Genomic DNA, 21,829 nt, shown 5'->3' with positions numbered 1-21,829 from the left:
AAATACCTCTTTTCATTAGAGTCTATTCGAATGAGATATACAACTAGATAGAAGACTTAATGTAGTTTATAAAAGCACGGGATGCGTAAGAGATATATTTTTCTTTTCGGAGGATAATCCCCAGGTCCCATGGGATTGAAGGATTTACAATCGGGACAGAGACCACATTATCTTGATTGATTTTTCTTAGAATAGATTTAGGAAAGAACGTAATTCCTAAATTGTGACTAACCATATCGCTTATGAAATCCCATTGAGAACTAACATACGATATTTGAGGCTCAAAACCTGCTTGGCGACACTGTTCAATCATCTGATCATGGAGCATGAAGTCTTCACTAAATAGAATGATCTGCTCATTTCGTAAATCACTGATTGAGACCTCACTTTTTTCGGCGATTGGATGCGAACTGTGCACAAAAAGCATTAATTCTTCCTTTGTAAACGGAAGTGTTTCAAATCTTGTATCATTGACAGGTAAGAGGCCGACTGCAAAATCTAGTTCTCCATCAAGGATTTTTTGTTGAGCAATGTTAGCTCCGTGCTCCATTAGTTCAATCGTAATGTCGGGGTAGAGTTCTTGAAATCCTTTCAAAATACCTGGGAAGTAGAGGGCGCCGATGAGTGGCGGGAGGCCAACTTTAATGTGCCCTTTCTTTAAATTCATCATGTCATATAAGTGAGAAGAAAGATCATCCACCATATTCAGTATTTTTTCACCTTGAAGATACACGATTTTTCCTGCATCGGTTAGTTCGCTCGATCGTGCCGAGCGATCGAGTAGTTCAACATCTAACTCGGCTTCTAAACTTTTCACCATTTTACTTAAAGTTGGCTGTGAGATGTAGAGCGAGTGTGAGGCTTTCGTAAAGCTTTTTTGCTTCGCAACTTCAACGAAATAGGCTAACTGCTTAATGTCCATATGAAAGCTCCTGTCTCTATTCCCATCAGAATGAGAAATGCATTATGGTTTATTGTAGTAGCAAATCATACGCGAATTCAACCATAGACGGGGATTCTAGACCTATTTTATACGAGAGCTGTTACATATGTAAAAAAGAGGGGTAATGAAGAAGGCAATTAAATATCTTATGGAGGTGCTCGTTTTGAGTAAAAAAGTATTAATCATTTCCGGTGATGCTGTTGAAGCACTTGAGATTTTCTACCCTTACTATCGCTGTCTAGAGGAAGGTTTTGATGTGACGATCGCATCCCCTACCGCTAAAAAACTACAAACGGTATGCCACGACTTTACAGATGAAATGGAAACGTTTGTTGAGAAGCAAGCCTATGGAATTGAATCACACGCAGCGTTTGCAGAAATTAATCCGGCAGAGTACGATGGTTTAATTATTCCAGGCGGACGAGCACCAGAATACATTCGAATGGATGAGAGCGTACCTGGCATCGTAAGACATTTCTTTGAAGAAAATAAACCAGTAGGTGCAATTTGTCATGCGGCACAGGTTCTTAATGTGGTTCCTGATATTATGAAAGATCGCGAGTATACCGCGTATCCAGCTTGTAAACCAGATGTAACCGCATGTGGCGCTACATACATTGATGAAAAGGTCCATACGCGCGATAATCTCGTCTCAGGGCAGGCATGGCCAGATTTACCAGGCTTCATGAAAGAATTTCTCCGTTTATTAAAATAATGATACACGTAACCCCCTGATTGATCGATCAGGGGGTTCTTTAAGAGGAAGGATATTTCGTTTGGCCAATAGCTGAAATAACAGAGCCAACCGCCTGAATCCAGCTTCCTACGACATTAATATTTGTTGCTTCTTCATTGTTAAGCTCTTTAATTCCTGAAATCGCTTGAAGCGAATTGCCGACCGCCTGAAGGAAGTTTCCATAAATGCTATACAACGCTGAAGCCGAGACTTCTCCGTCTAATGCATCTGCAAGAGATACCCCTCCACCAAGAGCTTGAAGCCAGTTTCCGTCAATATTCAGTATTTGCTTCACTTGATCATCAAAATCAATCAGAATCCCTGTCACAACCGTCGAATTCCCAATTGCCTGAAGCTGATTGCCAATCTTGTCTAATGAAGGGGGAGTAATCGTATCAGCGATTAGAGCGTTTCCTGTTCCCTGCATCACATTTCCAATAAGATTTAAACTATCAAGTATTGAGGAGGGGATTTCTTTTATAGGTGTACTTCCAATAGCGGCTAAGATCGTTCCAATTGCCTGTACCCATGATCCAAATACACCTTTTACTTCATTGTTCATGATGTGATCGCCTTCTTCAAAAGTCGCCCTATTGCATTCTATACAAAATAGAAAAATCGGTTAATCAAATGAGAGGATTTGATTGGAAGCTAACTCACATCAACATTCAAAGGCTTAACATAGACGTTCTGTCGATATTTAATGAAGAAAATAGCTGTGATTGCCATCGACATTATTCCAAAGATGACAGACATCATTTGAAGTCCGATCAAATCAAGCATCAATCCCGTTAATAAGAGCACAACTTGAAAAATGATGCGATCAAGCATGTTACGGAATGAGAAGAAACGACCGTGATATTCTTTAGGTACCCTCGTTTGGAAAATGGTAGCAGCTGTTGGAAAGAAGCAGCCGACTGAGAAACCGAATACCGCAAATGCTACAACGGAAAGCATCGGGCTGTTTGCGAAAAAGAGCAGCAGTTGAGAGAGGCCAATAATAAATGAAAAAAGAAATAAAATTGTGTATGGTGATTGTTTCCTAGAAAGCCTTTTGACTGCGAAAGCACCGATCATGAAGGAAAGACCTTCAGCGGTGTAAATCCAACTTTTGATGAGAGGATTATCTTGAAGTTCACTAATACTAATAACAAGCAAATTAAAACCACCAATAAACAAAAGAGGAACCATCGTCATAATTAGTGTCATTGTCACAATTGGCAGCTGTTTGATAATAGGGAACAAATGCTTGAAGCCACTTTCTGCTTTTGAACGATGCGAAACAGAGGCGGTCGGTTCATCGATCGCAAGAAAAAGCGTAAAGATTACAAGTATAAGGTAGGCTCCTAAAGAAAGAATATACATAGTCGATAAAGACATAATCACAAGAAAGATTCCGGCAATAGCTGTACCCAGTACTCTTGAAAGTGTAGCGACATTCATATGAATCCCGTTCATTTGCAGGAGCTCTTTTTCTTTCACGACAAGTGGAATGGCGGCTTGGAGAGCAGGAAAGTAAAAAGCCGCAGCGGTCTGAATAAGAATGAGAAAAACAACCATCCAGAGAACGGACCCCGTTTGAAGAGCCACTAACATAAAGATCACGCTAATGGCTCGTGCAAGTCCAGCTGCGATCATCACCGTCTTCTTTTTCACTTGATCGGTCACTCGTCCTGCATAGGGGCCAATCGCTACACCAGCAAGAAGTCCGATCGCAAGTATGACAGCTTTCATAAAATCAGAAGGCACTTTCTCTTGCATAAATTCTAAGTTACCAATAATACCGAGCCATAAGCCGAGTCCAGCTACAAATTCACCGGTTAATAAAATCCAGACATTTTTGTTCTGCCACATCATTTTGACCTCGATCTTCTTTAGTTTCTAATATCATACCATGAGCGGTAAACATAAATTACGGAATTCGAAGAAAGTTTTAATGCTAACGAATGGTAAACCACCTAATATAATCCGACCGGTATGCCTTCAGCTTATTTTGTTTATGCTAGAAAGAAGGAGGTGAAGGGAATGGCTATGGATGTATTGTGCGAGGTATCAAATTGTGTCCACAACCGAAATGGTAAGCAGTGTGGAGCAGACGAAATCTACGTTGTCAGTCATAAAGGAAATCAAGCAAGCAATAGTGAAGAAACGGATTGTAAAACATTTGAGCCTGGAACCCTTTAAACTCTTTGAGGCGTTACCATTAAAAAAGCCGTCCTCAAGCGAGGGCGGCTTCTTCTTTATGCTTCCAATAGTTGTTTTAAATGAGCATAGTCTTTCTCTATGGAGCGCTGAACCAATTTACTCAGAACAGGACGAGCAAGTGAAAAGAGTGTTCCTGGAGTTCCTTCAACGACAGCCTTAACAACACAACCTTCACCTGCAACTTGTACTTCTCTAGTGACTTTAATCGGAAACGTACTATCAACGCTTTCGATTTGAATTTTGTGGTACGGATTGTATTGACGAACAATAAAAGTGGTTTTGATTTCTTTCCCGAGAAATTTAGCTACTTGATCGTATGTCGCCCCTTCTCTCAATTCCCCATTCGTAAACGTAGCCGAAACCATACCGCTTTGCCAATCTGAATTGTTTTCGAAATTTGTGATGTAGTTAAAAACAACTTCAGGTGGCCGCTCAATCAAAATACTTGTTCTCACTTCGATTTTTTTAGTTTGCATTGTATCTTTTCCCTTGCTCTACATAATTTTTAAGGAATGTCCCAAACAGCTCTTTCCACCCTTCCTCATGAGCGGAATGCCAGTTGGGATCAAGTAGACCTGATGTTTGATGAGAAAGGGAGAGGATCGTTGCTTCACGATCTTCTTTTAGTGTATATGCGTAGCCACTCGTAACTGCCCCTGTCATGCCAAGAAGGCCATTTAAGCGAATTTCATATGGTGCATGTAGATAAGTGATGGTACCCCAAAGAGCCTGACTGTTTTTTCCCTTTTCTATAAATCGACCACCTATTTCATTTTCAAATGAAAGTGTTGAGTCATCTCCACATAAGCGATAAGCCCACCAGGAGTTAATGTCTTCTGTCAATGAAGAAAAGACTTTCTCGATCGGTGCTTCAATGCGCACTTCCTGTTCAATTTGAAACGTATCGAGCTTAAAGTTGTTATCCATTTGAGTAATGCCCCTTTCAATAGTTGATTGTAATGTTAATAAAGAGGAAGTAACGTTTGATTGAACATGACTCATCCACCGATCAGCCATTTTTTGTAGCGAGACAGCGTTTAAAAAATTCAGCCGCTGTCTTCCTTTGCGGCGAACAAGCATAAGGTTGGCTTCTTCAAGGATTGTGAGATGCTTCATAACTGCATAGCGACTTATATTAGCGAAAGCCTCACTTATTTCACCCGTTGTTTTTGGACCGTTATTTAGCAAGTCCAAAATCTCTCTTCGAATGGGGTGCGTTAATGCTCTGAATGTGATCGATAGTTCTTCTTCTTTGTTCATCTCATCACTCCGAAATGTGACTATAAGGTAACATAATAAGTGGCCCAATCGTAAGCTATTCTAACCAAACCAACAAGTGAGAATGACAGGTAATGAATGGAATATTTACTTGGCTATCAAATGTTTATAAGAAATTTCTGATATTTGTTTGCGTTAAAGCATGAAAACTAGTATCATCAAAGAATATAAATTTGGAATTGAATCAATTATCTAATTTTATAGGTGATGTGGAAGGGTGATTGGAATGGAAGGCAAAAAAGATCTTCGAATCAGAAGTAAAGTAATCAGTGAAGGTGTAAATCGAGTACCTAACCGCTCCATGCTTCGAGCAGTCGGTTTTACCGATGAAGATTTCAAAAAACCAATGATTGGTGTAGCGAGTACGTGGAGTGAAGTTACGCCGTGTAACGTACATATTGATTCACTTGCGCGTGAGGCGAAAGCGGGCGCTAAGGATAACGGCGGCGCGCCAATGATTTTTAATACGATTACCGTTTCTGATGGTATTGCGATGGGTCATGAAGGAATGTTTTATTCTCTCCCAAGTCGTGAGATTATCGCTGACTCGATTGAAACGGTCACAAATGCAGAACGTCTTGATGGCATTGTAGCGATTGGCGGCTGTGACAAAACAACGCCAGGTTGCTTAATCGCAATTGGTCGTATGAACATTCCGTCCGTATACGTGTACGGTGGTACGATTCAGCCAGGTAAACTGAATGGAAATGATATCGACATTGTTTCATCATTTGAAGCGGTTGGACAATATCAAGCTGGAACAATTAACGAAGAAGAGCTACACAAAGTTGAATGCTCTGCATGTCCTGGAGCAGGAGCGTGTGGTGGAATGTATACCGCAAACACAATGGCCTCTGCGGTTGAAGCTCTAGGGATGAGTATCCCAGGATCATCCTCAACACCTGCAGTGAATGATTATAAAGAATCTGAATGTCGTCAGGCTGGAGAACTAGTGGTTTCTCTTCTTGAAAAAGACATCTACCCTCGTGACATTATGACAAAAGAAGCATTTGAGAATGCGATCACAGTCGTAATGGCCCTTGGTGGTTCAACTAATGCCTTCTTGCATCTAACGGCAATGGCTCACTCAGCTGGTGTCGACTTATCATTGGATGATTTCGAACGCGTTCGCGAACGTGTTCCATACATCGCAGACATGAAGCCGAGCGGTAAATATGTGATGCAAGATCTATATGAAATTGGTGGCGTACCTGCTGTCATGAAGCTTCTTCATGAGCATGGCTTGCTTCACGGAGATTGCCTCACAGTGACTGGAAAAACGGTCGCAGAAAACTTGGCCGAAGCCCCATCGCTAAAAGAAGGACAAGAAATTATCCGTTCTCTTAATGATCCGATTAAAGCAAGCGGACCACTTGTTGTACTTCGAGGTAATCTAGCTCCTGAAGGTTCTGTTGCAAAAATGTCCGGTCAAAAGATTAGCCACTTTGCAGGACCAGCTCGCGTTTATAATAACGAAGCAGAAGCAACTGCAGCAATCGAAGCGGATGATATTAAAGAAGGTGACGTTCTCGTTATTCGTAATGTAGGTCCTAAAGGTGGACCAGGAATGCCGGAAATGCTATCCATTACTTCCATGATTGTTGGGAAAGGATTGAATGGGAAGGTAGCGCTTATGACAGACGGTCGCTTCTCAGGTGGATCGCACGGTTTCGTTATCGGCCACGTATCTCCGGAGGCATTTGTTGGTGGACCGATTGGCCTCTTAAAAGAAGGCGACACCATCACCATCGATAGTGATAAGCAACAAATTAATTTTGACGTGACAGATGAAGAACTACAGCGTCGCCGTGCAGAATGGGTACGACCTGAGCTTAGATACAAAACAGGAATTCTAGGTAAGTACGCAAGACTCGTTTCCTCATCCGCAAAAGGTGCCGTAACGGATTTGGATATTGAATAAATTTTCGTCCAAAAGCCAGCTTTCTTCTGTATGAAGAAGCTGGCTTTTTCATTTTATTCAGCAAAGGAAATGATTGAGCGGCGGAGAATGAATTTGTATAGGTAAAATAAAAGCTAGAGGAGTGAGTACCCATTTGATAATGAAAGAACACGATCCCCCGCTACATCTCCACAAATTAAGTACCTTATTGGATCGCCTCCCTTCTCATCATCTACGCTTTGAAGAAGTGAAGGAGCAACTTTCCATGTACCAAGCAGGAATATCAGGTGAGAAATCCATGGATTTCCCTCTAAGTTTTTTAGACGATAAGCTGTTTTCAATCTATCATGACTTGCGTATTTCTGACGGTGTTCATCATTTTCAAATAGATACGCTTGTAATCAGCCAGCACTATCTTCTGATTCTTGAAGTGAAAAACATTTCAGGCATTCTTCATTTTGATCCTACATTCAATCAATTAATACGCATTTCTGACACGAAAGCAGAAGCCTTCCCAAATCCCCTCACTCAGGTGGAACGTCAGCGTTCCCAACTTCGCGCTTTACTTCAAAAAATGAATATCCCAGAAGTACCTATTGAAACGCTTATTGTCATCGCTAACCGAAGAGCAGTTATAAAAGCGACCGAGGCGGTTCAATTCATTTCTTCAAAAGTCATTCGAAGTGAGTACCTGCCTACAAAAGTGAAGTCACTGGATCAACGATATGGGGAATTATGGTTAACGATGAAGGAAGTAAGAAAGCTGGGGCGTACTCTTGTTAAGCTACATGAGCCGCTTGACCGAGATGTACTGAAGCGATTTTCAATTTCTCGGAATGACTTGCTAGTTGGTGTAGCTTGTCCAGAGTGTGCTCGCCTGGCTATGAGGAGGCTGCACGGTAGGTGGTATTGCGAGAGGTGTGGTGCCTATTCGCGTGATGCCCACTTAAGAGCGCTTCAAGATTATGCGTTGCTTGTGTCTAGAGAGATTACGAATCAGGAGGCAAGACGGTTTTTGAGGATGGATTCCGGAGATGCTGCTACTCGTTTATTAAAATCTTTAAAAATGGAGTCAACTGGATCCACAAAAGGAAGACGCTATAAGTTAGATTTTCGGTTTTTTGATGTTTCGCGGAATTAATTGAATTTCCGCGGAAATAATACGTGTTTTCGCGGAATAAAATCGAATTTCGCGGAATTATCCAGAAAATCGCGGAATTAACTGGATTTCCTCCACCAAGCAACCACAAAAAAGCCCCCCACACGCGTGGAGGACCCCCATTACTATTTAGACGACCCGGATTTCTCAAAGTTAAGATCCCAAATCACTCCATAGGCATCCTTAACCTTCGCAAATGTCGCTCCCCAGAAGGTATCCTGAAGCTCCATATAAACGGTGCCTTTTTCTTTCAAGCGCACATAGAGCGCCTCAATTTCTTCAGCGCTATCCAGTTCGAGGGCAAGAGAGATGTTATTACCTACAGTTACGTTTTGGTTCAAAAAAGTATCCGATACCATGAAAAAGAGCTCATCTTTTTTGAATCGTGCGTGCATGATGTAATTGTCCATTTCTGGTGGTGTTTCGAAGTCTGCTTCTCCAAACGTTTGGAGATCGGTTATCTCGCCTTCGAAGACTTCCTTGTAGTATGATAAAGCCTCTCGCGCTGTGCCTTCAAATGTGAAATAAGGAATCGGATGGTGCTTCATAGCCTTCACTCTCCTTTAAATGAGGTCGCTTGTCTATCTAAATCTAGTATAACGTTATGAATAGAAATACTAAAGAACATTCGTTCGTCACGAAATGTCACAATTCAACGAGGGTTTTTCGTAGGGCATATGAAAGGAACTCACGCTCTTTTAAAGAAAGGAAGAGTGGCTTTTCAGAGCGAATTAGTAAAACAATAGGAGGTGTTCTATGTATCAGAAAGTAATTGATCCAAGGGTCTCAGAAACAGATGGAGCAGGGCATATTAATAATACGGTCATTCCAGTGTGGTTTGAATCTGGTCGAGATCCGATTTTTCGACTGTTTAATCCAGATTTAACCTTTCATGATTGGCACTGCGTCCTTTTAAAAATGAATGCGACATACCTCTCCCAACTCTATTACGGAACGCTGATAACCGTATACACTTGGATCAAGAGAATTGGGCGAACGAGTTTTGAGGTTTATGAGGAAATTCATCAGAAAGAAAAAGTTTGTGTAACAGGATCGGCCACGTATGTGAACTATCATTTTGATCAACAAAAAAGCATGCCAATACCAGATGACATACGAAATCAGCTTGAAGCACATCTTTACACAACTCAAAAAGCCACTAGCGAGTAACTTCGCTAGTGACTTTTCATAAAAGTTAAATGTTGATTTTAACGTCAGCATCTTTCTTTAATTTCTCAACTAATTCTTGAGTTTTCTTCGATTTTTGTTCATCTTCTAGACCTTTTTTGATCTGAGGTTTCACATCTTCATAAGCTGGCATTTCTTCTGAAGTACCCTGTTCTTTTGCTTGATCATAGTATTCTTTCATTTCTTCTTCAGTCACTTCATCCACTTCGATTTCCTGGTCGATGTAAGTTGTATATTGGATGTTCTTCGCAATTTCTTTTTCAAGATCTTCCATTGTCATGTCGCTTTGTTCAAGTGCTGCTTCGAATTTCTTCTCATCTTCATAGCCCTCTTTAATACCAGCAAGCTCTTCTTTGACCTTATCGTCGGAAGCTTCAATGCCTTCTTTCTGAGCGGCTTGGAGAATTAATTCCTGTCCAACCATGCTTTCAGCGACTTGTTTTTTCATTTGGTCTAGCTGATCTTTAGGCACTTCCTGGCCCATTTGTACGTACTGCATTTGGCTCTGGCTATAAAGGGCATTGAAATCTTCCCCTTTAATTTCTTCACCATTAACGGTTGCTACTACCTTATCTGCATCAACTTTATCAACTTCCGGTTGTTCCTGCTCTCCGGATTGTGCTTGTTCTTCTGTATTTGTATCTTCTTCTTTCTTGTCATTACTGCTTTCTTCATTTCCTCCACAGGCAGCTAATACAACGATTAGTAAACCTGTTATGAGTAAGTAAGTTAATTTACGCAATTCACATGCTCCTTTCAAAAGGCTGTGTCTATTGTTCCACAAAAAGATAGAGTTGAAAACCCCTAACAGTAAGTATGGGATAAATACCACATTCTTATTACATTCTTTCGTGATTCAGGTGGAAGCACTAACTTCTAGGATGCCTAGCGCATAGAGTAATAAGAAGTTTATTACTAAGAGGTGAGACTCCATGATTAATGGGAAGCAGTATGTTGAGCGTATTGATGCGCTCAATAATGAAGTATGGATTGCAGGAGAGAAATGCACAGGCAAAATATCGGAGTTAGCACCATTTAAAGGAATAGTGAAAAGCAAAGCTGCTCTATACGAGTATCAGTGTAAGGAGGAAAATGAAGAGCTTTTTCGTTATGCGTTACCTCATTTAAAGGAAGCATATGGGTTTTCCTATCATCAACCAAAACGAATAAAAGATTTATCCAATCGTCGAAAAGCAACACAGGAGTGGGCAAGGTTGAATGCGGGGTTAATGGGGCGCTCGCCTGACTATATGAATACATTACTTATGACGCTTGGTGTTGCGGCTAAACATTTTGCTGAGGACCGGGAAGTCTTTGGTGACAACATCAAAAGATTATATGAAAAAGCAAGAACAGAAGATCTATCCATAACGCATACATTTATTAATCCCCAGGTAAATCGGTCCATTGGTCAATATTTTGATGACTCTACGATCACAGCTGCTAAGGTTGTAGAAGAAAAGAAGGAAGGCATTGTCATTCATGGTGCAAGATTGTTAGCGACACAGGGGGGATTGACGGATGAACTGCTTGTCTTGCCCGCAGGTGGGCATACGTTAGATGATTCGTATATCTTTGGTTTTATGATTCCATCAAATACAAAAGGGCTCAAATTTCTATGTAGGGAATCATTTTGCTATAGCGATTCGAAGTTCGACCATCCATTAGGCTCACAATTTGAGGAAATTGACTCTATTGTTGTGTTTGATCAAGTGCTTGTACCATGGGAATGTGTTTTTATATATAAGAATATCCAGACCGTTGCTGCAATGGAAGATGCGACTGGTATGTACACGTTTCTGCAATTTCAATCAGTGTGCAGGCAGGTTGTGAAGTTAGAGTATATTCTTGGGCTGTGCGAATCAATGGGAGATGCCATTCAAATTCAAGAGTATGAGCATGTGAAGCAAAAAATGAGTGAAATTATCACAACTCTTGAGATTATGAAAGCTCTGTTACTAGCATCGGAGGTCAATAGTCAGCTCAATCACTATGGAACGCTTGTACCTGATAGTCAGCCGTTGAAAGCTGCCAGTCAATACTTTCCAACTGTTTACCCGAGGTTAATTGAAATTATTCAGTTGCTCGGCGCAAGTGGATTAATTTCCATACCAACTGAAAAAGATTTCAATTCCGATATCCAAGAAGATTTAGCACAATATTTGCAAGGAGCGAATATTGAAGCGATAGAGCGAGTCAGGTTGTTTCGAATGGCCTGGGACCTTGGTATGAGCGCCTTTGGTTCTCGTCAAACACAATTTGAAAGGTTCTTCTTTGGGGATCCCGTCCGTCTTGCAGCTGTTCATTACAACCGATATTATACTCAGCCATATGTCGATATGGTTGAGGCATTCTTAAATAAAGTAGGAGAATAAAGTCGCCGCTGTGCGGCTTTTAATTCGATTTGTAAGCGTTTTCTTGAGTGTGGAAGGAGACGGGATTGTTATTAACGAATGATGTGAAGGGGGCACAATACATAGAGGAGTTGAAGATATGCTAAAAGCATCTATTTCATTTTCGAATCGCATCATGCAACGCTATTTACCCGATCCGTTTTTATTTGTGATCATCCTCACTTTCGTGGTATTTGCATTTGGACTTGTTTTTACTGGAAGTTCACCGGTTCAGATGGTGCAATACTTTGGAGAAGGGTTTTGGAGTTTACTAGCTTTTTCTATGCAAATGGTACTCGTTCTTGTAACAGGATATGTTCTTGCGAGTAGTCCTCTTTTCAAGAAAGGCCTCCGTTTTCTTGCGGCGAGAGCGAAAACGCCTGGACAAGCCATTGTGTATGTCACACTTGTTTCGCTAGTGGCAAGCTGGATCAATTGGGGATTTGGTCTTGTGATCGGAGCGTTATATGCGAAAGAGCTTGCTAAAAAAGTAGAAAAAGTAGATTACCGATTGCTAATCGCTAGCGCCTATAGTGGATTTCTTGTATGGCATGGTGGGTTAGCTGGATCGATACCATTGACTATTGCAACACCTGATCATTTTACAGCCGATCTCATTGGAACCATATCAACGAAGGAAACGATTTTTTCCCTATTTAATCTTGTAATTGTTGCGTCATTATTTATTCTGTTACCCATTATTAATTACTTTATGTCTCCAGCTGAAGAAGAGCGTGTTCAAATTGATCGCACTTTGCTAGAAGAAGGGAACTTTCAAGCTGCAACTGTGGAGGGCGATTTAACACCTGCTGAGCGTCTCGAGAATAGTCGCGTCATTTCAATAATCATTTCATTCGTTGGGCTTGCTTATCTTGTTTATTATTTCGTAAACGCCGGATTTGAACTGAATTTGAATATTGTGAATTTTGGTTTTCTCTTCCTGGGAATTCTTTTTCATGGTACACCACGTCTGTTTCTTGAATCTGTAGGTAATGCAGTTAAAGGAGCTAGCGGGATTATTATTCAATTTCCTTTTTATGCAGGAATAATGGGGATGATGGTGGCTTCAGGTCTTGCCGCTCAGCTATCGGAGGGGTTTGTTTCCATCTCAAATGAATTTACTTTCCCGTTTTTTGCTTTCTTAAGTGCAGGAATTGTAAATTTCTTTGTCCCTTCTGGTGGGGGACAATGGGCGGTTCAGGCACCTATTATGCTAGATGCAGCTAAGGCGCTTGAAGTTTCGGTTCCTAAAACGGCAATGGCTGTCGCATGGGGAGACGCATGGACAAACATGATCCAACCGTTTTGGGCATTGCCTGCTCTCGCGATTGCTGGATTAAAAGCAAAAGACATTATGGGATACTGCTTTATTGTTTTAATCGTAAGTGGAGTGGCGATTTCGTTAGGGCTTGTTTTCATAAGTTAAGGGAGGGGATTTCCTCCCCATTGCAATAGGGTAGTGAAATGATTTAATTCGCACGATCTAGCTTTTGGTTTCGAATGATCCCATAGATCGCGGAAGAACTGAAAAAGAGACAAAGTATAACAAAAGTGAAAGTGTAGGCTAATTTGCTCTCACTATACATATCATAGGCAAACATCCCCATTGCCACGGCGCTAATGAATAGATTGATCAGCGTGAAAGGATGAAATTTCGGTTTATCCATTACTCCCCCTCCTTTTTCTGTCAGTTTAACATAATTTATCAAAAGAATTAGGTGGAAAAATAAAATCCACAGGAATGATAAATTACTATCAATCCAAGGACATGTATAAGAATATTGTTTAGAGTTCGTCAAAGGTCGTTCATACTCCATTCACAAAAATGTGGTACCGTATGTGGTGAGAGGATGATTTCAGTATGAAGAAGGAATTCCAAGAACGAATAGAAGAATGGAAGAATTTTTTATTTATTTATAAATTTGCTTTGGATGAAATTAATACAAAGTTAACTATCTTAAATGATGAATTTCAATTTGTACATCAACATAACCCTATTGAGCATGTGAAGTCTCGCATTAAGTCACCAGAAAGCATTATGGCAAAGCTTGAGCGTAAAGGTCTTGAAGTGACAACTGAAAATGTAAAAAAACATATAAACGATATTGCTGGAGTACGGGTGACGTGTTCCTTTACAAATGATATCTATCGAATCTATGAAATGATTGAAAGTCAGGATGACATTCGTTTAATTGATGTAAAAGATTATGTTAAGAATCCAAAGCAGAATGGATATAAAAGTTTGCATCTGATTGTTGAAATTCCGGTCTTTTTATCAAAGGGTCCTGAATTAGTAAGAGTTGAAATTCAACTGCGTACAATTGCAATGGATTTCTGGGCAAGCTTAGAGCACAAAATTTATTATAAATTTGAAGGTGAAATACCTGGAAATCTTAGTGATGAATTAAAAGAGGCAGCCGAAATTGTGCATTACCTTGATGCCAAAATGATGAGAATTAAAGACGAAGTAAATGAATTTAAAGAGCATGAAAAAGAAGAGAAGCAAACAATAACTTAATCTAGGGGTGTTCGTGTGAAGAAAATTCGCTGGGGAATCATCGGTTGTGGGAATGTGACAGAGAAGAAGAGCGGCCCTGGTTTTCAGAAAGCCGAGAATTCAGAGCTCGTTGCTGTTATGCGACGAGACGCAACACTTGCTGAAGACTATGCTAGAAGACACAATGTTCCAAAGTGGTACACAAATGCAGAAGCACTCATTCATGATGAAGACGTAGATGCGATTTATATCGCTACGCCACCATCAACACATAAAGAATATGCCATTCTTGCAGCTAGAGCATCAAAGCCTGTTTATGTTGAAAAGCCAATGGCACTAAATACAGTGGAGTGCGAAGAAATGATTAAGGCATGCGATGAGAACGACGTGCCACTGTTTGTTGCCTTCTATCGCCGTGCTATGCCTGCCTTACTGCAAGTGAAGCAAGTAATCGAGAGTGGAGCTCTTGGTAACATTCGCTTTGTTACAACGGTGCACCATAAGAAAGCTTCTGAACAAGAAAAGAACGGAAACTTGCCATGGCGCGTGCAGCCTGAAATTTCAGGCGGTGGTCACTTCTTTGACCTTGCAAGTCATACGTTAGATTTTCTTGAATATGCTCTTGGACCGATTGAAAGTGTAAATGGATTTGCAACGAATCAGGCGGAGCTGTATCAGGCTGAAGATATCGTCTCTGGTTCATACGTCTTTGAATCAGGAGTTCACGGTACGGGGCAATGGTGCTTTAATTCTTATAAGAATGAAGATTGGAATGAGATTGTTGGTGATAAAGGTTCACTCCTCTATTCCACTCTCCAAGAACGTCCAATGATTCTGAAAGATGAACAGGGCGAACGTGAAATCGAAGTTGTCTACCCTGAGCATGTTCAACAGCCATTGATTCAGTCGATCGTGAATGAGTTGAATGGAGAAGGTCATTCACCAAGTACTGGTAAGACAGCCTTACGAACAAGTAAAATAATGGATCAGCTTGTGGCAAATTATTATCAGAAGAATGGAAGCCTATAATAGTAGGCTTCTTTTTTATTCGTTAAAAGTGATCTAAGTCTCAAAATTCATAATATGATGATTCCCCATTTGACATTGATAATCATTATCAATAAAATAAGTGTAAGAATAGTATATCTGAATAAATCTAATTGCCACAATATTAAGCAGGTATATATAGAAAGGGTGCTATAGACATGTATGAGATGATTCAGGATACAATTGTTTCGAGAAGAACGATTCGCAAATTTCTTCAAGACGATATTCCTCTACATACAATTGTTGAAATACTTGAAGATGCCAAGTGGGCTCCAAATCATAAATTTAGAGAACCATGGGAAGTTGTCCTATACAAAGGGGATGGAAAAGGTCAACTCATTGATCAAGTGCAGGAAAGCATTGTCCGTAATGAGTTGGATGAAGAGAAGAGCGAGAAGAAGAAGGAGAAAATCAATCAATTCATTAATGAAATCCCCATTCATTTAGTTGTTTATATGAAGTCCTCTGAATCAGCTAAAGAAAGACATGAAGATTTTGCAGCTACATGTGCGTTCATACAAAATGTTCAGCTTCTTTCTTGGTCAAAAGGACTTGGAGTCGTGTGGAAAACAAATGGATTTATTTTTGATCCGGTTTTTCGAGAAGGAATCGGACTAGAAGCTGATGATGTTATTGTTGGCATGCTTCATATTGGAAAGCCCGCCGTTATTCCGAATCCTAAAGAGCGGAAATCCATTAAAAACAGCCTCACAATTTGCGACACGGCGCCCCAATCTAAAAAAGAGCATTCCTCTTCTATGTGAAGAGGAATGCTCTTTTTTCTATGCTACTTGTTCGACTGGTACGTTTTCTTTTTTGCGTGCGTTCCACAGCTGATAACCAAACCATCCAGCAGTTAAACATGTGATGGCTCCACCCAAGAACATGGATGTCGCATAAGGTAGCTGAAATCCTTCTGGTGCAAGAAAGAGATAGGTAGCTACGGTCATTGTCATGAAAAGTGCTGGAACGCTACAAATCCAATGGAATTTTTGCTTTTTAACTAGATACATGGCCGCTGTCCAAAGCATCACAGTGGCAACAAGCTGATTCGTGAATCCTACGTATCTCCAAAGGAAAGTGTAATCAATTTGGGTTAAAAGAAAAGTTGGTGTGGCAACAGCAGCCGTTAACAAAAGCGTTTTGCCTTTTCCATCTGCCGCTTCTGACTTTCCTTTTTTAGTAAACAAATCAGCTAACATCATTCGAGACGATCGAAGTGATGTATCCCCCGTTGTAATCGGAAGTATGATAACACCTACGATTGCTAAGATGCCTCCAAACGTTCCAAGTAAGGATGAACTGATTTCATTTACAACCCCAGACGGTCCTCCTGCTGCAAGGGCACCTTGAAGTCCACCTGTACTTCCAAAGAAAGTCATTCCGGCAGCCGCCCAGATGAGAGCAATGACTCCCTCTGCAATCATCGCTCCATAGAAAACCTTTTTTCCATCGCTTTCACGTTTCATTGTTCTTGCAATGATTGGGCTTTGAGTCGAATGGAATCCTGAAATCGCTCCACAAGACACTGTGATCATTAAGAGTGGCCATAATGGCAAATTATCTGGATGAAGATTGGCTAATGTTAAGTTTGGTACAGGATTGTCCATAAAGAACAAGCCGATTGCGATTGACACGGCCATCAGTATAAGAATGACGCCGAAAATCGGATAAATACGCCCGATAATTTTATTAACTGGAAGAATGGCTGCTAAAACGAAATAAGCAAAGATTAAGACTAAGCTCATTGTAAAATTAAGCGGTGTAACCTGCGCCATCAGCTGGGCAGGTCCAGCTGTAAAGGCAGCAGCTACTAGAATCATCAGAACGATCGAGATAATATTGATTGTTCCTTTTGCGCCCTTCCCAAGGTAACGACCTACGAGAGATGGATATTGTTCACCGTTATGTCTAAGCGACATCATACCGGAGAAATAATCATGAACAGCCCCTGCGAAGATGGAACCAATGACGATCCAAATAAACGCAACTGGTCCATAAAGAGCACCAAGAACGGCTCCAAAAATAGGACCTAGTCCAGCAATATTAAGTAGCTGAATCAAACTTCCTTTCCACCAGCTCATTGGCATAAAGTCCATGCCGTCTTGCTTTGTATATGCAGGCGTTTCACGATCATCGTCTATGCCGAAAATTCGTTCAACCACCTTAGAATAAACGTAATAGCCAACAATCAATAAACAAATGGCTCCGACAAATGTGATCATGTCTCCCGCCTCCTTTTCGATGTATGAAAATATAACATTCATTCTACTCACCACCGGGAGAAAAAACAATAGAATTATTCAGAAAAAATACATTTTTCTATTAATTCAAACGTTTTCACTAAAAATTGGTTCGTTTGACCTGGTGTTAACTAGTAAAAAGGGTGTGAATTACACGAAAACATCATCTGAATATTCTTTCTTTTGGTGATATTGACAGATTAATATAGGTAAGGTGCGAATAACTTACAAAGATATAGGGTGAAAATACGAAAAAGTGGGTATATAGAGAAAGACGATACGTGTGATCGTCTTTCAATCCTTTGAGGAGGTTGTTTTTCGTGTCAGAACGTATTGCGTATTTTGATAATAGTAAAGCTATATTAATATTGTTAGTAGTGGGCGGACATATGCTGACTCCATTTATTGACGATTCACGTTTTTTGTATAGTCTCTACCACGTTATTTTTATTTTTCACATGCCTGCATTTATTTTCCTAGCTGGTTATTTCACTAGAAAAGCATCTGGAACTAGGTATTTCTGGAAAATATTCACAACATTTTTATTACCTTATGTGATTTTTCAAGTTGTTTATTCGATTTATTATACAAACCTTTATCAAAAGTCATTTGCAATCGAGTTTCTAACGCCGCGATGGGCAATGTGGTTCCTTTTATGTATAGCCGCTTATAAACTGATTTCACCGCTTTTGCTTAAAATGAAAGCAAGCATTTTGCTTCCATTAAGTATTGGTGCAGGGCTCGCTGTGGGTTATTTTGATGTTGAGAGATTTTTATCATTAGATCGACTTTTTGTTTTCTTGCCTTTCTTCGTACTTGGGATGGTCATGGGATGTCGAAAAAAACCGATCAGATTTCCACATATGAAGTGGATAGCCCCTGTTGTGCTCGGCGGATTGTTCCTACTGTTTTATTTATACAAAATAGAAGGACTTGCTGATCTACTTTATGGTACGTATGTTTATGAATCAAACACAGACTTGTTGATTCGACTAACTTATTATGTTGGTACAGCAATTGTGATGTTCTTGTTCTTTTCAATGATTCCAGAGGGACCAATTGTATTTACACCACTCGGATCAAGAACTTTTGCGATTTACTTGTTCCATGGATTTGTTATTAAATGGTTCTTAGAACAGCAGTCGTCTGAAGTTATCGCCACGATATGGGGCGTACCTTTTATTTTAGTCTTTACTTTATTTATTTCCACTTTGTTCGCAATGCCTTTCTTTTCGAAACTATTGGCGTTCGACAGGTGGCTACCATCTCCTGACAAATTGACATCTGCACGAAGATAACAAAAAAACGGTACGTCACTATTGAGTGGCGTACCGTTTTTTATATGGGATGGTTGATTCTGATATGAGCTCCGTGGAAAGAGTGGCAATTAGGCTTTCATTGTGTCACGCTCTTCAGGCTGAAGAAGAACGTCTTCTTTACACGGATAGGTTTTCTCAATATGTTGTTCTCCCCAAGCGCAAAGTGAATCCAGAATTTCTTTTAAAGACCATCCATAGTCCGTAAGAGAATATTCAACCTTAGGGGGGATTTGGTTATAGACCTTTCTTAGTATCACACCATCTGTCTCTAACTCACGTAGCTGTTGGGTCAGCATTTTCTGAGTAATGCCAGGCATCAACTTTTTAAGTCCACCTGTACGCTTTGTGCCTTCTATTAAATGACAGAGTATGACGACTTTCCACTTTCCTCCGATCACTTCCAGGGCAGCTTCGACAGGAATATTATATTTTTTCATCGTATATACTCCTTACAATAAATATATGGTTGAATTCTATACTCATATCCTATCACCTATAGCTTTGTTTAACCAGAAAAATGATGATACACCCGGACCCCTTTTCAAAACCGATCAAACATCTACGCAACGTTTAAAATGAGTTACACTAGAGAAGAGTTAATCAAATCGTAATACTTTCTTCAGGAATCACTAATTTTTATTTCTTATGATGAGGATATCCTATAAGAGGAAGGAACGATGTTGATGAGTAAGAAAGGATGGATTGGAAGTATCTTTCTTGTGCTTTTGATCGTAGTTGGATGGTGGATGGTTTCTCCTCTTTTTCTTGATGAAGTGGTTGATGAAGATCTCCCGACAACGATTGAAGCAACAACTAATGCTGAAGAGACATCCGATGAAGAATCACCAGCTGTATCCCACTCAGGGATATTCGTCGATGGTGATGATACCCATCATGCTTCAGGTAACGTCACATCGTTTTACACCGATTCAAAACAATGGGTTAGGTTTGAGAACTTCGAAGTGACGAATGGTCCTGACTTATATACTGTACTCGTAAAAGAAGGGCAGTCAACAGATGAAGGAACGATACTTGGGAAATTGAAAGGAAATGTTGGCAGTCAGAACTATCGCATTCCTGATTCGTCTTCACTTGAAGAAGGCGATCGGATTGTCGTTTGGTGCAAAGCTTTTGAAGTTGATTTCGGCTTTGCGGAACTGTTTCATAAGGAATAGAGGTGAAGTGCATTGGCAGAGAAAATCCTACTAGTGGATGATGAAGAATCCATACTTGACGTTAGTAGGAGGTATTTGGAGAGAGATGGGTATCACGTGATTACAGCAGCAGATGGAGAAGAGGCTATAAGTAGGTGGGAAAAAGAGAAGCCAGATCTCATTGTACTTGATTTGATGATGCCGTTAAAAGATGGAATGGAAACGGCGGAGGAGATTCGAGCGGTCGATGATGTTCCTATTATTATGCTGACAGCTTTAGGTCAGGAACGAGATCGTCTTTTAGGATTAACGGTCGGCGCGGATGATTATTTAACTAAACCGTTTAGCCCAAGAGAGCTTGTTCTTAGAGTGCGAAATATATTGCGTCGGACGAAACGACAACATGTGGAGAAGGCCTCTTTCTTAACGTACGGTGAGCTTACAATTGATGAATCTCGAAGAAAGGTAACAGTCGATCGGAATGAAGTGGAATTGACTGTTAAGGAATTTGAACTTCTCTATTTGTTAGCCAGTCATCCTACACGTGTCTTTCCTCGCTCACAATTGATTGAAGCGATATGGGGATATGAATTCGACGGTGATGGCAATACGATAAATGTTCATATAAGACGTCTACGTGAAAAAATTGAAAAAGATTCAGCAGAGCCTAAATGGATTAAAACCGTATGGGGCATCGGGTATAAGTTTGAAGGAGAATCAACATGAAATTGCGAACGATGCTAATGCTTGCCAATGGGATATCGATTGCTTTTATCCTAGTCTTTCTCATTATTAGTTACGTAAGAATGGTCCTTTCACCTGAACTGATCCTCACCCTTACGTTCATTACGATTGGAGCTGGTTCTCTATCGATGTTGGCTCATTTTATATTCACATCGCAAATTTTGAAGTCAGTGAATCAGATGACGGAAGATACGAGCAGAATCGCTGAAGGAAAGTTCGATGTCAAGGTGGCAGAGCAAGGGCCAACAGAAATACAGGAGCTTGCACAGCATTTCAATGTGATGTCCGAGAAGCTAAATCTAATGTTTTCAGAAGTGAAGCGTTCGGAGCAATACAAAACAGAATTGATTGCGAACGTTTCTCATGATTTAAGGACACCTGTTTCTTCGATTCGATCCTTTGCTGAAGCACTTCAAGATGGCGTCGTTACAGATGAGAAAACAAAAAGACAGTATCTAGATACGATCGAAAGAGAAACAGAACGGCTTAGCCACTTGATTGAAGAGCTGTTGAATTTATCTCAACTAGAAAGTGGCACTTTACCATATGAACCTAGATTCGTTCACCCTGACGTCGTTTTAGTTGAAACGCTACAGCAGTTCGATCGCAAGCTACAAGAGAGAGAGATTGAACTTGCAGTTGAAATTGATGAAGAGCTAGGTGTCATCCCTATGATGCCAGACCATATCAAACGCGTGCTTACGAACTTAATTCAAAATGCAATCGCGTTCTCAGATGATCATTCTACGATCCATATTACACTGAAAAAGGTTGAGACAGCTGCTCTCTTCTTTATAAGAGATGAAGGAAACGGAATTCCGAAAGAAGAACAAGAACGGATTTTTGATCGTTTTTACCGTGTTGAGAAATCGCGTAACACAAGGTACGGGGGTTCCGGACTGGGTCTAGCCATATCGAGACAATTGATTGAGCTTCATGGAGGGAAGATAGGCGTTGAAAGTAACGTAGGTCATGGCAGCGAATTTTGGTTTATGCTTCCACTTGAGAAGAAGGAGGAATAAT

At 40.4% G+C, this 21,829-nt stretch carries 24 protein-coding genes; 14 read left to right on the top strand and 10 right to left on the bottom strand.

Annotated elements, in window-relative coordinates; genetic code table 11:
• Window positions 1-43: 43 nt before the first annotated feature.
• On the bottom strand, window positions 44-922 hold the full coding sequence (locus AC0VYH_RS18680; protein WP_430244876.1) for a LysR family transcriptional regulator: 879 nt from the start codon (window positions 920-922) through the stop codon (window positions 44-46).
• 184 nt (window positions 923-1,106) lie between these two features.
• On the opposite strand from AC0VYH_RS18680, the gene AC0VYH_RS18675 reads away from it, so the two are divergent.
• A complete protein-coding gene (locus AC0VYH_RS18675) occupies window positions 1,107-1,658 on the top strand; it encodes a DJ-1/PfpI family protein (RefSeq protein ID WP_430244874.1) in 552 nt (183 codons plus the stop codon).
• Window positions 1,659-1,698: 40 nt separating this feature from the next.
• Here AC0VYH_RS18675 and AC0VYH_RS18670 read toward each other — a convergent pair whose 3' ends face one another.
• Together AC0VYH_RS18670 and AC0VYH_RS18665 are read right to left on the bottom strand one after the other, a co-directional pair.
• On the bottom strand, window positions 1,699-2,241 hold the full coding sequence (locus tag AC0VYH_RS18670) for a DUF6944 family repetitive protein (protein ID WP_475367956.1): 543 nt from the start codon (window positions 2,239-2,241) through the stop codon (window positions 1,699-1,701).
• An 89-nt stretch (window positions 2,242-2,330) separates the two neighbouring features.
• Window positions 2,331-3,533 carry an MFS transporter gene (locus tag AC0VYH_RS18665; RefSeq protein WP_475372912.1) on the bottom strand — a complete coding sequence of 401 codons (1,203 nt, stop codon included), beginning with the start codon at window positions 3,531-3,533 and terminating at the stop codon, window positions 2,331-2,333.
• Window positions 3,534-3,704: 171 nt separating this feature from the next.
• Between AC0VYH_RS18665 and AC0VYH_RS18660 the strand changes: the two genes are divergently transcribed.
• Window positions 3,705-3,863, top strand: coding sequence for a DUF1540 domain-containing protein (locus AC0VYH_RS18660; RefSeq protein ID WP_194218808.1), 159 nt, complete (start codon window positions 3,705-3,707; stop codon window positions 3,861-3,863).
• A gap of 56 nt (window positions 3,864-3,919) precedes the next feature.
• Here AC0VYH_RS18660 and AC0VYH_RS18655 read toward each other — a convergent pair whose 3' ends face one another.
• Both AC0VYH_RS18655 and AC0VYH_RS18650 read right to left on the bottom strand, forming a co-directional pair.
• On the bottom strand, window positions 3,920-4,360 hold the full coding sequence (locus tag AC0VYH_RS18655; protein WP_475372911.1) for an SRPBCC family protein: 441 nt from the start codon (window positions 4,358-4,360) through the stop codon (window positions 3,920-3,922).
• Window positions 4,350-5,144 (bottom strand): helix-turn-helix domain-containing protein, encoded by a 795-nt coding sequence (locus AC0VYH_RS18650; RefSeq protein WP_475372910.1) that lies wholly within the window; start codon window positions 5,142-5,144, stop codon window positions 4,350-4,352. The genes AC0VYH_RS18655 and AC0VYH_RS18650 overlap by 11 nt, the downstream gene beginning before the upstream one ends.
• 244 nt (window positions 5,145-5,388) lie before the next feature.
• On the opposite strand from AC0VYH_RS18650, the gene ilvD reads away from it, so the two are divergent.
• Together ilvD and AC0VYH_RS18640 are read left to right on the top strand one after the other, a co-directional pair.
• The gene (ilvD, locus tag AC0VYH_RS18645; RefSeq protein WP_430244867.1) at window positions 5,389-7,083 is read left to right on the top strand and encodes a dihydroxy-acid dehydratase; all 1,695 of its coding nucleotides are present in this window, start codon (window positions 5,389-5,391) and stop codon (window positions 7,081-7,083) included.
• 139 nt (window positions 7,084-7,222) lie between these two features.
• Entirely contained in the window at window positions 7,223-8,203 is a 981-nt protein-coding gene (locus AC0VYH_RS18640; protein WP_475373804.1) for a nuclease-related domain-containing protein, read from the top strand.
• A gap of 143 nt (window positions 8,204-8,346) precedes the next feature.
• On the opposite strand, the gene AC0VYH_RS18635 is transcribed toward AC0VYH_RS18640, so the two are convergent.
• The gene (locus tag AC0VYH_RS18635) at window positions 8,347-8,769 is read right to left on the bottom strand and encodes a VOC family protein (RefSeq protein ID WP_475372909.1); all 423 of its coding nucleotides are present in this window, start codon (window positions 8,767-8,769) and stop codon (window positions 8,347-8,349) included.
• 208 nt (window positions 8,770-8,977) lie between these two features.
• On the opposite strand from AC0VYH_RS18635, the gene AC0VYH_RS18630 reads away from it, so the two are divergent.
• Window positions 8,978-9,391 carry an acyl-CoA thioesterase gene (locus AC0VYH_RS18630; RefSeq protein WP_475372908.1) on the top strand — a complete coding sequence of 138 codons (414 nt, stop codon included), beginning with the start codon at window positions 8,978-8,980 and terminating at the stop codon, window positions 9,389-9,391.
• Window positions 9,392-9,416: 25 nt separating this feature from the next.
• Here AC0VYH_RS18630 and AC0VYH_RS18625 read toward each other — a convergent pair whose 3' ends face one another.
• A complete protein-coding gene (locus tag AC0VYH_RS18625) occupies window positions 9,417-10,151 on the bottom strand; it encodes a SurA N-terminal domain-containing protein (protein ID WP_475365829.1) in 735 nt (244 codons plus the stop codon).
• A 190-nt stretch (window positions 10,152-10,341) separates the two neighbouring features.
• On the opposite strand from AC0VYH_RS18625, the gene hpaB reads away from it, so the two are divergent.
• Together hpaB and AC0VYH_RS18615 are read left to right on the top strand one after the other, a co-directional pair.
• Window positions 10,342-11,784 (top strand): 4-hydroxyphenylacetate 3-monooxygenase, oxygenase component, encoded by a 1,443-nt coding sequence (hpaB, locus tag AC0VYH_RS18620; RefSeq protein WP_475372907.1) that lies wholly within the window; start codon window positions 10,342-10,344, stop codon window positions 11,782-11,784.
• A 118-nt stretch (window positions 11,785-11,902) separates the two neighbouring features.
• Window positions 11,903-13,228 (top strand): short-chain fatty acid transporter, encoded by a 1,326-nt coding sequence (locus AC0VYH_RS18615; RefSeq protein ID WP_475372906.1) that lies wholly within the window; start codon window positions 11,903-11,905, stop codon window positions 13,226-13,228.
• A gap of 43 nt (window positions 13,229-13,271) precedes the next feature.
• Here the strand turns inward: AC0VYH_RS18615 and AC0VYH_RS18610 are convergent, their stop codons facing one another.
• Window positions 13,272-13,469: a hypothetical protein gene (locus tag AC0VYH_RS18610; protein WP_475372905.1), complete on the bottom strand. Its 198-nt coding sequence runs from the start codon at window positions 13,467-13,469 to the stop codon at window positions 13,272-13,274.
• Window positions 13,470-13,663: 194 nt separating this feature from the next.
• Between AC0VYH_RS18610 and AC0VYH_RS18605 the strand changes: the two genes are divergently transcribed.
• The 3 genes from AC0VYH_RS18605 (at window position 13,664) to AC0VYH_RS18595 (ending at window position 16,110) form a co-directional block, all read left to right on the top strand.
• Window positions 13,664-14,320 (top strand): GTP pyrophosphokinase, encoded by a 657-nt coding sequence (locus AC0VYH_RS18605; protein ID WP_475372904.1) that lies wholly within the window; start codon window positions 13,664-13,666, stop codon window positions 14,318-14,320.
• A gap of 15 nt (window positions 14,321-14,335) precedes the next feature.
• Window positions 14,336-15,328, top strand: coding sequence for a Gfo/Idh/MocA family protein (locus AC0VYH_RS18600; protein WP_475372903.1), 993 nt, complete (start codon window positions 14,336-14,338; stop codon window positions 15,326-15,328).
• A gap of 176 nt (window positions 15,329-15,504) precedes the next feature.
• Window positions 15,505-16,110, top strand: a complete 606-nt coding sequence (locus AC0VYH_RS18595; RefSeq protein WP_475372902.1) for a nitroreductase family protein — start codon at window positions 15,505-15,507, stop codon at window positions 16,108-16,110.
• A gap of 18 nt (window positions 16,111-16,128) precedes the next feature.
• On the opposite strand, the gene AC0VYH_RS18590 is transcribed toward AC0VYH_RS18595, so the two are convergent.
• Window positions 16,129-17,571 carry a carbon starvation CstA family protein gene (locus AC0VYH_RS18590; protein ID WP_475372901.1) on the bottom strand — a complete coding sequence of 481 codons (1,443 nt, stop codon included), beginning with the start codon at window positions 17,569-17,571 and terminating at the stop codon, window positions 16,129-16,131.
• 338 nt (window positions 17,572-17,909) lie between these two features.
• Here AC0VYH_RS18590 and AC0VYH_RS18585 point away from each other — a divergent pair, with 338 nt between their 5' ends.
• Window positions 17,910-18,887, top strand: a complete 978-nt coding sequence (locus AC0VYH_RS18585) for an acyltransferase family protein (RefSeq protein ID WP_194218823.1) — start codon at window positions 17,910-17,912, stop codon at window positions 18,885-18,887.
• An 89-nt stretch (window positions 18,888-18,976) separates the two neighbouring features.
• Here AC0VYH_RS18585 and AC0VYH_RS18580 read toward each other — a convergent pair whose 3' ends face one another.
• Window positions 18,977-19,345: a winged helix-turn-helix transcriptional regulator gene (locus tag AC0VYH_RS18580; protein ID WP_194218824.1), complete on the bottom strand. Its 369-nt coding sequence runs from the start codon at window positions 19,343-19,345 to the stop codon at window positions 18,977-18,979.
• A gap of 240 nt (window positions 19,346-19,585) precedes the next feature.
• On the opposite strand from AC0VYH_RS18580, the gene AC0VYH_RS18575 reads away from it, so the two are divergent.
• Genes AC0VYH_RS18575 through AC0VYH_RS18565 form a run of 3 tightly spaced genes read left to right on the top strand, consistent with a single transcriptional unit; the run spans window position 19,586 to window position 21,828 of the window.
• Window positions 19,586-20,083, top strand: coding sequence for a DM13 domain-containing protein (locus AC0VYH_RS18575; protein ID WP_475365824.1), 498 nt, complete (start codon window positions 19,586-19,588; stop codon window positions 20,081-20,083).
• Window positions 20,084-20,095: 12 nt separating this feature from the next.
• Window positions 20,096-20,788 carry a response regulator transcription factor gene (locus tag AC0VYH_RS18570; protein ID WP_475365823.1) on the top strand — a complete coding sequence of 231 codons (693 nt, stop codon included), beginning with the start codon at window positions 20,096-20,098 and terminating at the stop codon, window positions 20,786-20,788.
• Complete coding sequence (locus tag AC0VYH_RS18565; RefSeq protein ID WP_194218827.1) at window positions 20,785-21,828, top strand: sensor histidine kinase; 1,044 nt, start codon at window positions 20,785-20,787, stop codon at window positions 21,826-21,828. The genes AC0VYH_RS18570 and AC0VYH_RS18565 overlap by 4 nt, the downstream gene beginning before the upstream one ends.
• Window position 21,829 lies beyond the last annotated feature (1 nt).

The organism is Anaerobacillus sp. QJM3NY_32 (genome assembly GCF_056173645.1).
The sequence above is the reverse complement of the archived record's forward strand: the minus strand, read 5'-3'. Positions and strand labels throughout refer to the sequence as shown.

Excerpts from the sequence above, each read along its gene's own strand:
- AC0VYH_RS18680 (WP_430244876.1), bottom strand. The coding sequence starts at position 922 with ATGGACATTAAGCAGTTAGCCTATTTCGTTGAAGTTGCGAAGCAAAAA.
- AC0VYH_RS18670 (WP_475367956.1), bottom strand. The coding sequence starts at position 2,241 with ATGAACAATGAAGTAAAAGGTGTATTTGGATCATGGGTACAGGCAATT.
- AC0VYH_RS18665 (WP_475372912.1), bottom strand. The coding sequence starts at position 3,533 with ATGTGGCAGAACAAAAATGTCTGGATTTTATTAACCGGTGAATTTGTA.
- AC0VYH_RS18660 (WP_194218808.1), top strand. The coding sequence starts at position 3,705 with ATGGCTATGGATGTATTGTGCGAGGTATCAAATTGTGTCCACAACCGA.
- AC0VYH_RS18655 (WP_475372911.1), bottom strand. The coding sequence starts at position 4,360 with ATGCAAACTAAAAAAATCGAAGTGAGAACAAGTATTTTGATTGAGCGG.
- AC0VYH_RS18650 (WP_475372910.1), bottom strand. The coding sequence starts at position 5,144 with ATGAACAAAGAAGAAGAACTATCGATCACATTCAGAGCATTAACGCAC.
- ilvD (WP_430244867.1), top strand. The coding sequence starts at position 5,389 with ATGGAAGGCAAAAAAGATCTTCGAATCAGAAGTAAAGTAATCAGTGAA.
- AC0VYH_RS18640 (WP_475373804.1), top strand. The coding sequence starts at position 7,223 with ATGAAAGAACACGATCCCCCGCTACATCTCCACAAATTAAGTACCTTA.
- AC0VYH_RS18635 (WP_475372909.1), bottom strand. The coding sequence starts at position 8,769 with ATGAAGCACCATCCGATTCCTTATTTCACATTTGAAGGCACAGCGCGA.
- AC0VYH_RS18630 (WP_475372908.1), top strand. The coding sequence starts at position 8,978 with ATGTATCAGAAAGTAATTGATCCAAGGGTCTCAGAAACAGATGGAGCA.
- hpaB (WP_475372907.1), top strand. The coding sequence starts at position 10,342 with ATGATTAATGGGAAGCAGTATGTTGAGCGTATTGATGCGCTCAATAAT.
- AC0VYH_RS18615 (WP_475372906.1), top strand. The coding sequence starts at position 11,903 with ATGCTAAAAGCATCTATTTCATTTTCGAATCGCATCATGCAACGCTAT.
- AC0VYH_RS18610 (WP_475372905.1), bottom strand. The coding sequence starts at position 13,469 with ATGGATAAACCGAAATTTCATCCTTTCACGCTGATCAATCTATTCATT.
- AC0VYH_RS18605 (WP_475372904.1), top strand. The coding sequence starts at position 13,664 with ATGAAGAAGGAATTCCAAGAACGAATAGAAGAATGGAAGAATTTTTTA.
- AC0VYH_RS18595 (WP_475372902.1), top strand. The coding sequence starts at position 15,505 with ATGTATGAGATGATTCAGGATACAATTGTTTCGAGAAGAACGATTCGC.
- AC0VYH_RS18590 (WP_475372901.1), bottom strand. The coding sequence starts at position 17,571 with ATGATCACATTTGTCGGAGCCATTTGTTTATTGATTGTTGGCTATTAC.
- AC0VYH_RS18580 (WP_194218824.1), bottom strand. The coding sequence starts at position 19,345 with ATGAAAAAATATAATATTCCTGTCGAAGCTGCCCTGGAAGTGATCGGA.
- AC0VYH_RS18575 (WP_475365824.1), top strand. The coding sequence starts at position 19,586 with ATGTTGATGAGTAAGAAAGGATGGATTGGAAGTATCTTTCTTGTGCTT.
- AC0VYH_RS18565 (WP_194218827.1), top strand. The coding sequence starts at position 20,785 with ATGAAATTGCGAACGATGCTAATGCTTGCCAATGGGATATCGATTGCT.